The 15,583-nt window shown below is 32.5% G+C and carries 13 protein-coding genes; 4 read left to right on the top strand and 9 right to left on the bottom strand.

Annotated features, from left to right (window positions below):
- From ABD715_RS00790 to ychF, 6 genes are all read right to left on the bottom strand, one after another.
- Positions 1-2,631, bottom strand: coding sequence for a DNA gyrase/topoisomerase IV subunit A (locus ABD715_RS00790; protein ID WP_344785972.1), 2,631 nt, complete (start codon positions 2,629-2,631; stop codon positions 1-3).
- Positions 2,632-2,640: 9 nt separating this feature from the next.
- Positions 2,641-2,775, bottom strand: a complete 135-nt coding sequence (locus ABD715_RS00785; RefSeq protein ID WP_344785970.1) for a hypothetical protein — start codon at positions 2,773-2,775, stop codon at positions 2,641-2,643.
- 148 nt (positions 2,776-2,923) lie between these two features.
- The gene (locus ABD715_RS00780; protein ID WP_344785968.1) at positions 2,924-4,777 is read right to left on the bottom strand and encodes a DNA topoisomerase IV subunit B; all 1,854 of its coding nucleotides are present in this window, start codon (positions 4,775-4,777) and stop codon (positions 2,924-2,926) included.
- A 122-nt stretch (positions 4,778-4,899) separates the two neighbouring features.
- Positions 4,900-5,802 (bottom strand): DMT family transporter, encoded by a 903-nt coding sequence (locus tag ABD715_RS00775; protein WP_344785966.1) that lies wholly within the window; start codon positions 5,800-5,802, stop codon positions 4,900-4,902.
- 135 nt (positions 5,803-5,937) lie between these two features.
- Positions 5,938-6,402, bottom strand: a complete 465-nt coding sequence (locus ABD715_RS00770; RefSeq protein ID WP_344785964.1) for an SRPBCC family protein — start codon at positions 6,400-6,402, stop codon at positions 5,938-5,940.
- A 96-nt stretch (positions 6,403-6,498) separates the two neighbouring features.
- Positions 6,499-7,593: a redox-regulated ATPase YchF gene (ychF, locus tag ABD715_RS00765; RefSeq protein ID WP_344785962.1), complete on the bottom strand. Its 1,095-nt coding sequence runs from the start codon at positions 7,591-7,593 to the stop codon at positions 6,499-6,501.
- A gap of 216 nt (positions 7,594-7,809) precedes the next feature.
- Between ychF and ABD715_RS00760 the strand changes: the two genes are divergently transcribed.
- Entirely contained in the window at positions 7,810-10,497 is a 2,688-nt protein-coding gene (locus ABD715_RS00760) for a TonB-dependent receptor (RefSeq protein WP_344785960.1), read from the top strand.
- A gap of 71 nt (positions 10,498-10,568) precedes the next feature.
- Here ABD715_RS00760 and ABD715_RS00755 read toward each other — a convergent pair whose 3' ends face one another.
- From ABD715_RS00755 to ABD715_RS00745, 3 genes are all read right to left on the bottom strand, one after another.
- Entirely contained in the window at positions 10,569-10,970 is a 402-nt protein-coding gene (locus ABD715_RS00755) for an ACT domain-containing protein (RefSeq protein WP_344785958.1), read from the bottom strand.
- Positions 10,971-11,000: 30 nt separating this feature from the next.
- The gene (locus tag ABD715_RS00750; protein ID WP_344785956.1) at positions 11,001-11,606 is read right to left on the bottom strand and encodes a thiamine diphosphokinase; all 606 of its coding nucleotides are present in this window, start codon (positions 11,604-11,606) and stop codon (positions 11,001-11,003) included.
- A gap of 75 nt (positions 11,607-11,681) precedes the next feature.
- Positions 11,682-12,035 (bottom strand): 4Fe-4S dicluster domain-containing protein, encoded by a 354-nt coding sequence (locus tag ABD715_RS00745; RefSeq protein ID WP_344785954.1) that lies wholly within the window; start codon positions 12,033-12,035, stop codon positions 11,682-11,684.
- A gap of 97 nt (positions 12,036-12,132) precedes the next feature.
- Between ABD715_RS00745 and ABD715_RS00740 the strand changes: the two genes are divergently transcribed.
- From ABD715_RS00740 to ABD715_RS00730, 3 genes are all read left to right on the top strand, one after another.
- On the top strand, positions 12,133-13,191 hold the full coding sequence (locus tag ABD715_RS00740) for an acyl-CoA reductase (protein WP_344785952.1): 1,059 nt from the start codon (positions 12,133-12,135) through the stop codon (positions 13,189-13,191).
- A gap of 77 nt (positions 13,192-13,268) precedes the next feature.
- The gene (gene serC / locus ABD715_RS00735; RefSeq protein ID WP_344785950.1) at positions 13,269-14,333 is read left to right on the top strand and encodes a 3-phosphoserine/phosphohydroxythreonine transaminase; all 1,065 of its coding nucleotides are present in this window, start codon (positions 13,269-13,271) and stop codon (positions 14,331-14,333) included.
- A 122-nt stretch (positions 14,334-14,455) separates the two neighbouring features.
- On the top strand, positions 14,456-15,406 hold the full coding sequence (locus ABD715_RS00730; protein WP_344785948.1) for a D-2-hydroxyacid dehydrogenase: 951 nt from the start codon (positions 14,456-14,458) through the stop codon (positions 15,404-15,406).
- Positions 15,407-15,583 lie beyond the last annotated feature (177 nt).

The following is a 15,583-nucleotide window of genomic DNA, read 5'->3' as shown; positions in this document are numbered from 1 at the left end:
TTACTTAAATAAGCTTGTTTGCCCATCATCTTCATCGTTTTCGGCATCAAATTTTTCATGAGATTCTCCATCTTCATTACCTGTAGCTTCATCAAATTCAGACTTATCTCCTTCTGCTTCAGAAAAATCAACAGGCAATGGATCTAGTAAATTAACTTGATTAACTTTATCTTTTGTTAATTGATTTCCTAAGGCACTAATTCCCTTTATAGAAATAAATTCATCTAAATTAATTTCTAAATTTTCTTTTCTATCCTTACCTCGTTCTTTGGCAAAAACAACCTCAGCCATAGGTTTCCAGTCTGTAGAAACAATTTCTAATTGCGAATTAGGATGCTCTGAAATAAACATTTCTTCTTTTCCCTCATGTTCTATTAAAAAACGCTTAACATAATACATTTCTTTTTCTCCATTAAAGTAAATGGCAGATATAGGCTTATTAGGCTCCCATTTTTCCATAATAATCATATCGTTGTCAAAATGCATAGTTACTTCTGGTGTTACCGTTTTTGCTACTCCAGACTGCTTAATTATTAACAACTTATCTTCGCCTCGAAACTCGCCAATTAACTCGCCTCGCCCATCAACATTAAGTCGTTGTACAGTATCATCAAACCAAATTTTTCTTGGTTTAAGGGTAGATACGCCTTTTTCTTTTAGTTCTACGCTTTTTATAGGGTATTTGGTAACCAAATTACCTTTAGACACACGCCCTTTAATAAGAATGTTAGAAAAATCGACATCCCAACGTAGCTTTTTAATACTACCTGCTTGTCTTAATTGTATAGAAACAACCTCGGCTTCACCATTTGGATTAGCAGAAAAATACAACCCTACAGATCCTTTTGTTCCATTGGTTAAATCGTATTCTTTATCTCGTGTAATTGCTGTAACAGCAAAACGCTTAATATAAGATGGCCCACTACGCCCATCTTTATAAATCATATTATATATGGTACGCTTATCTTTCTTTTTAAATACAGCCACATGTATAATATCTTTACCTACAAAGGTTTTAGAATCTACTCTAGTAACCATCATTTTTCCAGACCTAGTGAATGCAATAATATCGTCTATATCGCTACAATCTCCTACGTATTCGTCGCGTCTTAACGAGGTACCTATAAAACCTTCTTCTCTATTAACGTAAAGTTTTGTGTTTCTAATTACAACTTTGGTAGCATCTACATCGTCAAACGTTCTTAATTCTGTTTTACGCTCTCTACCTTCACCGTAATCTTTTTTCAATCTTGTAAAATATGCAATAGCATAATCAATAAGATTTTCTAAATGGTGCTTTACTTCTGCTATTTGCTCTTCTAAAGCATCTATTTTTTGCTGTGCTTTGTCTATATCAAATTTAGATATACGCTTAATTCTAATTTCTGTTAAACGTGTTATATCATCAACGGTAATAGCACGTTTTAAATGTTTTATATGCGGTTGAAGCCCTTTATCAATAGCATTAATAACACCATCCCAAGTTTCTTCTTCCTCTATATCTCGATAAATTCTGTTTTCAATAAAAATACGTTCTAAAGAAGCAAAATGCCACTGCTCTTCAAATTCGCCTAATTTTATCTCTAGTTCTTGCTTTAAAAGTTGCACTGTGTTGTCGGTAGATCGACGTAACATTTCTGACACACCAATAAACAGAGGCTTATTGTCTTCGATAACACAACCTAATGGAGAAATAGAGGTCTCGCAATTTGTAAAAGCATACAAAGCATCAATAGTCTTGTCTGGCGATAAACCTGATGGCAAGTGTACTAAAATTTCAACTTTTGCAGCTGTATTATCTTCTATTTTTTTAACTTTAATTTTACCTTTATCGTTCGCTTTTAAAATAGAATCTATAAGCGAAGTTGTTGTAGTACTAAAGGGGATTTCTGTAATAACTAAGGTATTTTTGTCTAGTTGTGAAATTTTAGCACGAACACGCACTTTACCGCCTCTTAAACCATCATTATAGTTAGAAACATCTGCAACACCTGCTGTAGGGAAATCGGGAACAATTGTAAATCGCTTGCCTTGTAAATGCTTAATGGAAGCATCTATAAGTTCTATAAAATTATGTGGTAATATTTTTGTTGAAAGCCCAACAGCAATACCTTCGCCTCCTTGAGCAAGCAGCAAAGGGAACATTACAGGTAAATTAACAGGCTCTTTACGACGACCGTCGTAAGAAGCCTGCCATTCTGTAATTTTTGGGTTATAAACGACATCTAGACCAAATTTAGATATTCGAGCTTCTATATATCTAGAAGCTGCTGCACGATCTCCTGTTAAAATGTTCCCCCAGTTTCCTTGGGTATCTATTAACAAATCTTTTTGACCAATTTGAACCATAGCATCTGCTATACTTGCATCTCCATGAGGGTGATACTGCATAGTATGTCCTACAATATTTGCGACTTTATTATAACGTCCATCGTCAAGGTCTTTCATGGAATGCATGATGCGACGTTGTACGGGTTTAAAACCGTCTTCTATTGCTGGCACTGCACGTTCTAGAATTACATATGATGCGTAATCTAAAAACCAATCTTTATACATACCCGTTACTCGGGTAATGGTTTCTTGGGGTTCTTCTTGGTTGTTTATTAAATCGTCGTTTGGGTCTTCTGCCATTAAAAATTATTACTCTTTTGGTTGTCCACTAAGGGATATTCTTCCTGTTTTTCTACGTTTTTTAGCTTTACCAGTTACATCGTGTAAGTGTAAATAATCGTAGGAACGTCTTTTTGTTTTGCTTTTTTCTTTTGTGTATAACATTTTATAAAGTTTTTTAGCTCTTATTTTTAACTGTTAATTAAAACAGGTTAAAAACAAGCAGATTATGGTTTTGTTTAAAATTCACTACAAAATTAGTAAATATTTAAAAATAAACATATAAAATTCTTTATTTGATAATGTTAATATATCATTCCTCTATTAAATCTAACTCAACTTTTAAATTATCTATTATAAATTCTTGTCTTGTTGGAGTGTTTTTACCCATATAAAATGATAATAAGTCTTCTATAGACATATTATCGTCTAACATAATAGGATCTAAACGTATATCGTCTCCAATAAAATGCTGAAATTCATCTGGAGAAATTTCACCTAGTCCTTTAAATCGTGTTATTTCTGGTTTTGGCTTTAATTTTTCGATGGCATTTTTTCGCTCTTCTTCAGAATAGCAATAAATAGTTTCCTTTTTATTTCTTACTCTAAACAAAGGTGTTTGCAAAATATATAAATGCCCTTCTTTTATAACTTCAGGAAAAAACTGAAGAAAGAATGTTATTAATAATAACCTAATATGCATACCATCTACATCGGCATCGGTTGCTATTACTACATTGTTATATCTTAAATCTTCTAAAGACTCTTCTATATTTAAAGCTGCCTGTAAAAGATTAAACTCTTCATTTTCGTAAACAATCTTTTTTGTTAAACCATAACAGTTTAATGGCTTACCTTTTAAACTAAAAACAGCCTGTGTATTTACATCTCTAGATTTAGTAATACTACCAGATGCAGAATCTCCCTCTGTTATAAACAGAGTAGTTTCTAAATTTCTTTCGTTTTTAGTATCTCCAAAATGTACACGACAATCTCGTAATTTTTTATTGTGTAAACTTGCTTTTTTAGCACGATCTTTTGCTAGTTTACGAATACCAGATAATTCTTTACGCTCGCGTTCTGCTTGTAGAATTTTGCGTTGAATTTTTTCTGCTGTATCTGGATTTTTATGCAGGTAGTTATCTAAGTATTTTTTTAAAAAATCGTTAATATAGGTTCTTACAGTTGGCAATTCTCCTCCCATGTCTGTAGATCCTAATTTAGTTTTTGTTTGACTCTCAAAAACAGGCTCCATAACTTTAATAGCTATAGCACTAACTACAGATTTCCTAATATCGGACGCATCATAATTTTTACCATAAAACTCGCGAAGAGTTCTTACTATTGCTTCTCGAAAAGCATTTAAATGCGTACCTCCTTGTGTTGTATTTTGTCCGTTTACAAAACTATTATACTCTTCGCTATACTGGGTTCTGCTATGTGTTATTGCTACTTCTATATCGTCTCCACGTAAATGAATAATAGGATACAATAAATCTGTTTCGTTAATTTTCTCTGCTAATAAATCTTTTAGTCCGTTTTCGCTAAAATATTTCTCACCGTTATAAACTATGGTTAATCCTGGATTAAGGTATACATAGTTTTTAAGCATTTTTGCAACATACTCACTTCTAAACTTGTAATTTTTAAAAATTAACTCATCTGGAATAAAAGACACTTTAGTTCCTTTTCGCCTAGAAGTCTCTTCTAATAACTCTTGATTTATTAGATTCCCTTGTTCGAACTCTGCTGAAGCACTTTTACTATCTCTTGTAGATTCTACCCTAAAAAACGATGACAATGCATTTACTGCCTTTGTACCAACTCCATTTAATCCTACAGACTTTTTAAAGGCTTTAGAGTCATATTTTCCTCCTGTATTCATTTTAGAAACCACATCTACAACCTTACCTAAAGGAATACCACGACCGTAATCGCGAACAATAACTTTGGCTCCTTGTATAGAAATTTCTATGGTCTTACCAGCCCCCATAACAAACTCATCAATAGAATTATCTAAAACTTCTTTAAGAAGAATATAAATACCATCGTCTGGCGAAGAACCATCCCCGAGTTTACCAATATACATTCCAGGACGCATTCTAATATGTTCCTTCCAGTCAAGCGATCGTATATTATCTTCGGTGTAATTGGATTGTTCTGCCATTAAATTTCTACAGGGTTTAAAAGATAGAATGCTAATATAACACAACCAATTAAAAAAAGAAATAGTAGTGTCGCAAAGTAATTAACAATAAAAGATTTTTTTTTGTTGAGAACCTTATTTTATCATTTACGTCCCTTATTTATAGACATAAAAACAATACCTGCAATAACTATTAAAGCTCCAAATAACTGCAAACCTGTTAATGTTTCGTTTAAAAATATAGCTGCTAGTATTATAGTAGAAATAGGACCAATACCTGCTACGATTGCGAAATTAGAAGAACTAATCATTTTTATAGATTTTGACACTAAAAAAGACGGTATTACTGTTGCAAATACAGCAATTACTCCCCCTAAAGCATAAACTTGCCAAGAAAAAGTAAACAAATTTATTTCGCTTATTATACTATAATGAACAAAAACACAAATACACGACACCAACATAGCGTAAGCAGTAAACTTAACCACTCCAAATTTAGGAATTAACCAACCACTGCCCACCAAATATGATGCATATGTAATAGCGCTTAATAACACAAAAAAACCTCCTAAATATGTGTTTTCTTCAGAAATAGCAACCTCATCAAAAAAAGCAAAAACAATACCCAAGTAAGTTAACCCTATTGCTCCTGCTTGTACTCTTGTTATAGATTTCTTTAAAAACAATCTGTTTAAAATAATAACTATAGTAGGATATAAAAATAATATAATGCGCTCTAAACTCGCCTTTATATATGTTAAACCAACAAAATCGAAATAACTAGCCAAATAGTACCCCACAAAACCAAAGAAAACTACCCAAACGTAATCTTTTTTTAAAACTGGCACATCTCCTTTTTTATTACGATATACATAGGCTATAATTATATAAAACGGAAAAGAAAATAACATACGTAATAGTAAAATACTTATAGCATCAACCTGATAATTATAAGCTAGCTTTACCATTACTGCTTTAGAAGAAAAAAGCACTACACCTATAACACCTATTAGTATACCGTACCAAAACTGTTTATTTAATTGCATGAAGCAAAATTAATAAGGTGATTTAATGTGTGTAGAGAAATAAAACTTAAATTACAATGCCCAAACAGCAAAAATAACAAAAGCTAAAGGTGTCAATAATTTTATAATTATAAAAAAACTCCTTTTTTCTATTTATTAAAGTGAATTAACAAGCTTTTCTGCCTTAGATTTAAGAATAGTGTTTCTAGATTTTAACAACTTAGTCATGTACCGTTTAACATAGAACCAATTTAAGAAACGACCAAAAGCACCGTAGGGCAACTCATAATAAAAGCGATCTAGCATAACTGTTTCTGCTTCATGCTTGGTAAAAACATGCTCATGTCTGTAAGCTTTAAAACTCCCACTAACCAACTCGTCTACAAACAAATAAGGCTGTTTAAACTCAGTTATTTTTAAAGTGAGGTGTTGTACAAAACCTAGGTGACTTGTTTCCCAAATAACTATATCGTCGAGTTTAACTAGACCAGAAACTATACCTGCTATCGCAATTTCTTTGTTATGTTTTAAGCTTTGTTGATAAAAACCAACATCTCGTGCCAAATCAAAACAAGTTTCTATATCTGCATGAATTCGCGTTTGTATTTCTATTAAAGCCATAAGTTGGTAAATAAGTTGTTTGGGACATTTTATTGAGGGCTTTTTAAATAAGACACAAAACAACAGACAAAGTCACAAACAACATTATTTATCTCATTATACGTTAAATAAGAAATGCATCACGTCGCCATCGTTAACAACATAATTTTTACCTTCAACACGCATTTTTCCAGCTTCTTTTACCTTAGCCTCACTGCCAAAAGCCACATAATCATCGTAACCTATAACTTCTGCTCGAATAAATCCTTTTTCGAAATCTGTATGAATTACACCTGCAGCTTGTGGTCCTGTTGCTCCTATATCTATGGTCCAAGCACGAACTTCTTTTACTCCTGCAGTAAAATAGGTTTGTTGGTTTAATAATTTGTAGGCAGAACGAATTAATTTAGCTGCTCCAGGCTCGTCTAACCCAATGTCTTGAAGAAACATTTGACGCTCTTCATAATCATCCAACTCATTAATATCAGCTTCTGTACCTACAGCAAGTACTAAAACCTCTGCATTTTCATCTTTTACAGCTTCCCTAACTTGCTCTACATAAGCATTCCCAGAAACAGCAGCTCCTTCATCTACATTACAAACATACATTACTGATTTATCTGTAATAAATTGTGTTGGTTTAACAAAATCGGCATCATCTTCTTCACTAAACTCTAATGCTCTTACAGAAACACCAGACTCTAAGCCTTCTTTTATTCTTAATAAGACAGCCTCTTCTTTTTGCGCTTCTTTATTTCCTGTTTTTGCAGCTCTTTTTACTTTATCTAATTTCTTTTCTACAGTATCTAAATCTTTTAACTGAAGCTCCATATCTATGGTTTCCTTATCTCTAATAGGATTTACATTGCCATCAACATGCACAATGTTATCATTATCAAAGCAACGTAAAACATGTAAAATAGCATCTGTTTCGCGAATATTAGCTAAAAACTGATTTCCTAACCCTTCACCTTTACTAGCGCCTTTTACTAAACCTGCAATATCAACAATCTCTACCGTTGCAGGTATTACACGTTCTGGATTTACTAAAGATTCTAATTTTTCTAATCGTGGATCTGGCACATTTACCACACCAATATTAGGTTCGATAGTACAAAACGGAAAGTTTGCACTTTGCGCTTTTGCATTAGATAAACAATTAAATAAAGTCGATTTCCCTACGTTTGGTAATCCTACAATGCCTGCTTTCATGTCTTAGATAAATTTATTTTAAACGCAAAAATCAAAACTTTGGTTTTTGCAGGTGCAAATATAGACTATATTACTAGTATTCTTTCTTTTTTTTTATTTGAGATTTATCATTTTCACCCATAAAACCAACAAAACACTACTGTTTCTAGAGGTAATTTGTAGTTTTTAACAAAACTTTCACATATATTAGCTTATGCTAATAAAAATTATTCATTTATGAAAAACATTTACATTTATTTTTTACTATTTACAACCTCTGCAATATTTGCACAGCAAACTGTTAAAGGAACAATAAAGGATGCAAGTGGCATGCCTATTCCTGGTGTTAATATTATAGAACAAGGCACAACAAACGGAACCTCTTCTGATTTTGATGGGAAATACGCTATTGAAGTTGCTGGAAATGCTACATTAATATTTAGTTATGTTGGCTACAATACAACCACCATTGCGGTTAACAACCAAACAACACTAAACGTTACTATGGCAGATGGAGAAGCTTTAGACGAAATTCTTCTTGTAGGCTCACGTAGCCCTAAAAGAACCTCTACAGATACTGCGGTGCCTGTAGACGTTATTAATGTTGCAGACATTGCATCTACCACAGGAAAAGTGGAGGTTAACGAAATTTTGCAATACGCGGCACCTTCGTTTAATGCTAGTAAACAATCTGGATCTGATGGAGCAGACCATATTGTACCTGCATCATTAAGAGGTTTAGGACCAGACCAAACACTTGTTTTAATTAATGGCAAACGAAGACATCAATCGTCTCTTGTTAATGTTTTTGGAACAAGAGGTCGTGGAAACTCAGGAACAGATTTAAATGCCATTCCTGCAAATGCAATTAAACGCATAGAAGTATTAAGAGATGGTGCTTCTGCTCAATATGGATCAGATGCTATTGCAGGCGTTATTAACATTGTTTTAAAAGACAATACAGATGGATTTACTGGAGGTATTACTTATGGAGCATACAGCACCGCAATTGGAGACGGTTGGGAAGATGCCACAGGAGAAACTTTAAGCAATGTTGAAGGAAAAAACAGGTTAGATGGAGAAAATAAAAGTTGGGATGGAACTACTGTTAAAATTGACGCTAATTATGGTGTTTCTTTAAACGACGATGGTGGCTACATGAACTTTACTACCGAGTTTTTATCTAGACAAAACACTTTAAGACCTGGCTTTTCTTGGAGAAAAGGATATGGTAGTGCTGGTGTAGATGGGTTTAATTTTATGATTAACTCTGCTCTACCTATTAATGATAACACCGAGTTTTATGCCTTTGGTGGTAGAAACTACAGAGATACTAATGCCAATGCTTTTTCTAGAGATAGTTTTAGCGATGGCGATAATAGATCTGTAGAAAGTTTATACCCTAATGGGTTTACTCCTAGAATTACTTCTATTATTACAGATGTTTCTGTATCTGCAGGTGTTAGACATAAAATGGATAACGGTTGGAATTTAGATTTTAACAACACATACGGTAAAAACAATTTTCACTATTTTATAAAAAATAGTAATAATGCATCTATGCAAGATGCTTCGCCTACAGATTTTGATGCTGGAGGACACTACCTTTCTCAAAATACAACAGGCTTAGACATGAACAAATATTTAGAAGATGTTGCCTCTGGACTAAGTTTAGCTTTTGGTATAGAATATAGAACAGAAAATTTTGGCATTTTTGCTGGAGAAGTACCTTCTTATGCTTTATATGATGTAAACGGAACACCTATTACAAACCCAGAATCTCAAACAGTTGCTACAGACTCTAACGGAGACAATTTACCTGGAGGATCTCAAGGTTTCCCTGGTTATGGACCAGCAAACGAAGTAGATCGAAGCAGAACAAACTACAGTCTTTATTTTGACACAGAATTAAATGTTAGCGAAGCTTTTATGCTTGCTGCTGCTGTTAGATTTGAAGATTACAGCGATTTTGGAAGTACCTTTAATGGTAAACTAGCCAGCAGATTAAAAGTTACAGATAATTTTACATTAAGAGGCTCTGTTTCTACTGGTTTTAGAGCGCCATCGTTAGCTCAACTATATTATAATTTAATTTTCACGAATATCGTAGCTGGCACCTCTGTACCTTCGTTGCTATCTGCAAACAATAGTACAGTTACAAAAGCCTTTGGTATTGGGCAATTAAACGAAGAAAAAGCATTTAATGCTAGTATTGGTTTTACGTACAAAAAAGGAGGATTTACTGCTACTATTGATGCCTACTCTATTACCGTTGATGACCGTATTATTTTAACAGATAACTTTACAGACCAAGCTATACTAGGCCCGTTAAATGTTGACGCTGCTCAGTTTTTTGCTAACGGTGTAGACACAAGAACAAACGGACTAGACATTGTTTTAAACTACAACACTAACGTTGGTGAAAATGGAAAAATAAAAACAGCTTTGGTAGGTAACTTTAATGATTTAAAAGTTAAAAACATTAATAACGGAAATTTAAATGAATTTACATTTTTCGGCCCTTTTTCTCAAGCTTACCTAGAGGCTGCTGCTCCAGATTATAAATTTGGCTTAAACATAGGGTACTCTTGCAATAAGTTTGACTCAAGTATTTCTTTTACTCAATTTAGCGAAGTAACCTTACAAGACTTTCAATGGGTAGACACACCTGCTACAACTCAAGCAGAAGCTGATGCTCTTTTTCCTATTGCAACAGATATATATAAGGCTGCTTTAGTAGTAGATTTAAGTTTAGGCTACCAATTGTCTGAAAAACTTAAACTTAGTATAGGTGCCAACAACTTATTTAACACCTATCCAACACCACAATTTGATGGATGGACAGATCAAGGTGGTTTAGCTGACTCTGTTCAAATGGGATCGGATGGAACCTATGTCTTTGGCAGATTAAACTTTAGCTTATAAACACAAACAGTGATATAAAAAAAAACCGAGCAACATGCTCGGTTTTTTTGTTTTATAACTCTATTAAAATATTATTTGTAATGTTTAGACAAATCAACTAAAACTTGAACTGCTTTTTTTGCATCCTTTTTATCTACAAAAATATGATCGTGATAATAACCTGCAATTACATTACAACTAATATTGTATTTAGTTAATTCTGAAGAAAAAAGCGCTGTTAACCCAACAGCTTCTAGTGATGAGTGAATAGTTAAAGTAATCCATGAAGCAACATATTCGTATTTTAAGCCCAGAGCATCAGCCTTACTCTTTTCTATAACAATAGTTATCCCTTCATACTCTTTAAATTCACAAATTGTATCTTCTCGATTAATATTTTTTAAATCAGAAACTGTTGCAAAAACATAATCTCCTTTATTTAACTTAGGAGTCATATCTTTTATAAGTTGCACTAAGTTTTTCTCTCCTGCCATAATGGGTTTGTTTCGTCTTTTTAATTTTTATTATTTATTATTTATAAAAACAAATAAATTTCCTGTTTTAAAAGTTATCTCTACTCTATTTTCTACTGCTACATTCCTTGTTCCTATTCTGTCTCCTAAAGTAAGTGTTTCATTACTTAAAGCGTATTGCAACCCTTTTGTTATAATGCCTTTTGCAACAGGAAAAGGAATTAAAGAAATCGTTTTCTCCTTAACGTCTTTTAAAACGAGATGCTTATCTGCTAAAAAATAACACCCATAATTATCAAAAAAAGTAAGATTCAATTTACTTTTCCATTGAAGTGCTGTATTTAAATTTCCTAAAAAGTGATCCTGCTCCTGCCCACTTGCTCCAAAAACATCAATATCTATATAATTTCTATCAAATAGAATTTTTAAAATTTTATCAAAATCTGTAAAATTTTGATTGGGAGTATGTATTGTTTCTATATTTTCTGGCATCTTTTTTACAGAATCAAAATCTCCATTTATAAAATTAGGGGTAATATTGTTATCTTCTAAAAATTGATACGCACCATCTGTAGCACAAATAATATCGTAAGATAATAGGTTAGGCATCTTTTTTGGAGGCTCACCATTTAAAAGAAGAAATACTTTTTTATTCATTTTACCAAAAATAAAAAAAATCCTGAGCTATAAAACTCAGGATTTTTATTTATAAAACTATTCTTATTTTATAAACTAATCTTCTGGATGCATAAAACGTTGTTTTGCAAGTAACTCTTCTTCTGTTTCTACAACATCTTCATCTGGCACACAACAATCCACAGGGCAAACTGCAGCACATTGTGGCTCGTCATGAAAACCTTTACACTCTGTACATTTATCTGGCACAATGTAGTATAACTCGTCGCTAATTGGCTCTTGAGCCTCATCAGCATCAACCTCTGTACCGTTAGTTAAAACTACAGTACCATCTAAACTAGTACCATCTTTATAGCGCCAATCATCTGCACCTTCATATATTGCTGTATTTGGACATTCTGGTTCGCAAGCACCACAATTTATACACTCGTCTGTTATTATAATTGCCATAGTAATTTTTATTTTTAAATTTTAAGAACTCTATTGGAGTTTCCTTAAATTTGCAGTTGCAAAAATAACGCCAAAACTGTTCATAACCAAATAGAGAATGAATTTACAACAAAGAATTAATGCTTTTGTAAAATTAGGAGAATTTTTAAGTCAATTTTCTAATGAAATTATACAAAAGAAAGATAATATTGAACATAATGATTTATTTTTTGATGGTTTTAAGCACCAATTAAAACTAGCAGAAGAACATAATGGCTGGTTTACAAAAGAAAACATAGCATTTGCTATTAGCGGTTGGGCAAACTCTTTAACTATAAAAAACCTAAATAAATGGCTAAGTCCATATAAATTTGAACAAATAACCGCTAAAAAAGTCGCTATTATTATGGCAGGAAATATTCCGTTAGTTGGTTTTCACGATTTTTTATCTGTTTTAATTTCTGGGCATCATGTTATTGTAAAACAATCGTCTAACGACAAACACTTACTACCCTATTTATCTAAATATTTAGAATACGTAGCGCCAGAGTTTAAAGGTAAAATAAACTTTACAGAAGACAAACTTAAAAATTTTGATGCTGTAATAGCTACTGGCAGCGATAATACAGCACGCTATTTTGAATATTATTTTAAAAATAAACCATCTATAATTAGAAATAATCGTAATTCGGTTGCTGTTTTAACAGGAAAAGAAACTGCTGAAGATTTAAAAAACTTATCCGAAGACATTTTCAGATATTACGGTTTAGGCTGCAGAAATGTATCTAAAATTTTTGTTCCTAAAGGATATAAATTTGATGCTTTTTTCGAATCTATTTATCATTGGAACACCATTGTAGACAAGGCAAAATATGCTAATAATTACGACTATAATAAAGCTGTTTATTTAATGAGTGAATTTGATATGCTAGAAAACGGATTCTTTATGATTAAAGAAGACGAAAGCTTCGCATCGCCTATAGCTACTCTGTTTTACGAATATTACGACTCTACGAAAAACTTAAAAGAAAAATTAGCCACAAAAGAGACACAAATACAATGCATTGTTTCTAATGGATTTACAGAAAATGAAATTTCTTTTGGAGCTACACAAAACCCTCAACTTTGGGATTATGCGGATGACGTCGATTCCATTAAATTTTTATTAGCAATATGACGAAAAAATTATTGATTTCTTAACAGATTTTCTCTAATTAATTAGCAACTTTGCATCTTTAATTTTTACTCGCAAACATGAAAAAACATAATTTTAGTGCAGGACCAAGTATATTACCTCAAGAAGTCTTATTAAAAGCTTCTGAGTCTATTATGGACTATAATAATAGTGGTTTATCTTTAATTGAAATATCACACAGAAGTAAAGATTTTGTTGATATAATGGAAAAAGCTAGAGCTTTAGCTATAGAGCTTCTAGGTTTAGAAGGCAAAGGTTATAAAGCACTTTTTTTACAAGGAGGCGCAAGTAATCAGTTTTTAATGGTAGCAATGAACCTTTTAGAAAAAAGAGCTGGATATTTAAACACAGGAGCTTGGAGTACTAAAGCTATAAAGGAAGCTAAAATGTTAGATGATATATACGAAGTAGCGTCATCTGCAAATGCAAACTTTAACTATATTCCTAAAGGATTCGATATTCCTTCAGATTATGACTACTTTCACTGTACATCAAACAATACTATTTTTGGAACACAAATGAAATCATTTCCAAAAACAGACATTCCTATGGTGTGCGATATGAGTAGCGATATTTTTTCTCGTACTATAGATTATTCACAATTTGATATTTTATATGCAGGAGCTCAAAAAAACATGGGCCCAGCAGGAACTACCTTAGTTGTTGTTAAAGAAGATATTTTAGGAAAAGTATCTCGTAAAATTCCATCTATTATGGATTACAAAAAACACATTGCTGCTGGTAGCATGTTTAACACACCTCCAGTATTTGCTGTTTACACATCTATGCTAACTCTAGAATGGTTAAAAGGTAAAGGCGGTATTGCTGGTATTGAAGAAGAAAACGAAAAGAAAGCTAGTTTAATGTATTCTGAAATAGATTTAAACCCATTATTTACTGGTTTTGCTGCAAAAGAAGACAGATCTAACATGAATGCTACTTTTAACCTAACAAACGAAAACTTAAAAGAAACATTTGATACTATGCTAAAAGAAGCTGGTATTAGCGCTGTAAACGGACACAGAAGTGTAGGTGGCTATAGAGCATCAATGTATAACGCATTACCACTAGATAGTGTAAAAGCTCTAGTAGAAGTAATGAGTGAGTTAGAAAGTAAAGCTTAAAACAGTTTGCAGTAAGCAAGAGCGCTAGGCAATGCTTATTCAAACTTTTAAATAAATTTTAAAACTAAGTTTAAATAGGTAACAACTTAATAATGTTACAATTTAAATACTAAACTAAAACAATGAAAGTATTAGCAAACGACGGAGTTTCACAAAGTGGAATTGACGCCCTAGAAAAAGCAGGTTACGAAGTTATTACAACTACTGTAGCACAAGAGCAATTAATAAACTACATAAACGAAAAAGAAATTTCTGTTTTATTAGTACGTAGTGCAACAACAGTACGTAAAGATTTAATTGATGCATGCCCTAACTTAAAAATTATTGGTCGTGGTGGTGTTGGTATGGATAATATTGACGTAGAATATGCTCGCGAAAAAGGACTTTCTGTAATTAATACTCCTGCTGCTTCTTCACACTCTGTAGCAGAATTAGTTTTTGGTCACTTATATGGTTTATCTCGTTTTTTACATAACTCTAATAGAGATATGCCATTAGAAGGAGACAGTAACTTTAAAGGTTTAAAGAAAGCTTACGCAAAAGGTACTGAGTTAAAAGGAAAAACTTTAGGTGTTTTAGGTTTTGGTCGTATTGGACAAGCTACAGCAAAAGTTGCTCTAGGTGCTGGAATGAAAGTAATTGCTTTCGATCCTTTTTTAGAAACAGCTAATTTAGAATTAGATTTCTTTGATGGTCAAACTGTAAACTTTGAAATTAAAACAATCTCTAAAGAAGATGTTTTAAAACAAGCCGATTTTATTACTCTACACGTGCCTGCTCAAAAAGAGTATGTTATTGATGAAGCAGAATTTAACATCATGAAAGATGGTGTTATAATAGTTAACGCTGCTCGTGGTGGTGTACTTAACGAGGTTGCACTTGTTAAAGCTATAGAAAGCGGAAAAGTAGCTAGAGCTGCTTTAGATGTTTTTGAAAAAGAGCCTAAGCCAGAAATGCAATTATTAATGAACCCTGCGCTATCTTTAACTCCACACACAGGAGCTGCAACTAACGAAGCGCAAGATAGAATTGGTGCAGAATTAGCAACACAAATTATTAGTATTTTAGGATAAGCATCCGCTATACATAAATTTAATTTTACCCCTCTTTGTAAAACAAAGAGGGGTTCTTTTTTTATAAATGTGACTTATTTATAAATTTTGCGTCATATAATTAGATACTTCGTACTTTTTTGTACCTTGAAATCATATTATATTAACCCACATATACCTTTTAAATATTAACAGGTA

Source organism: Postechiella marina (assembly GCF_039538365.1).
Classification (GTDB): Bacteria; Bacteroidota; Bacteroidia; order Flavobacteriales; family Flavobacteriaceae; genus Postechiella; species Postechiella marina.
Note: the sequence above shows the minus strand (reverse complement) of the source record. Positions and strands in the feature narration are given on the sequence as shown.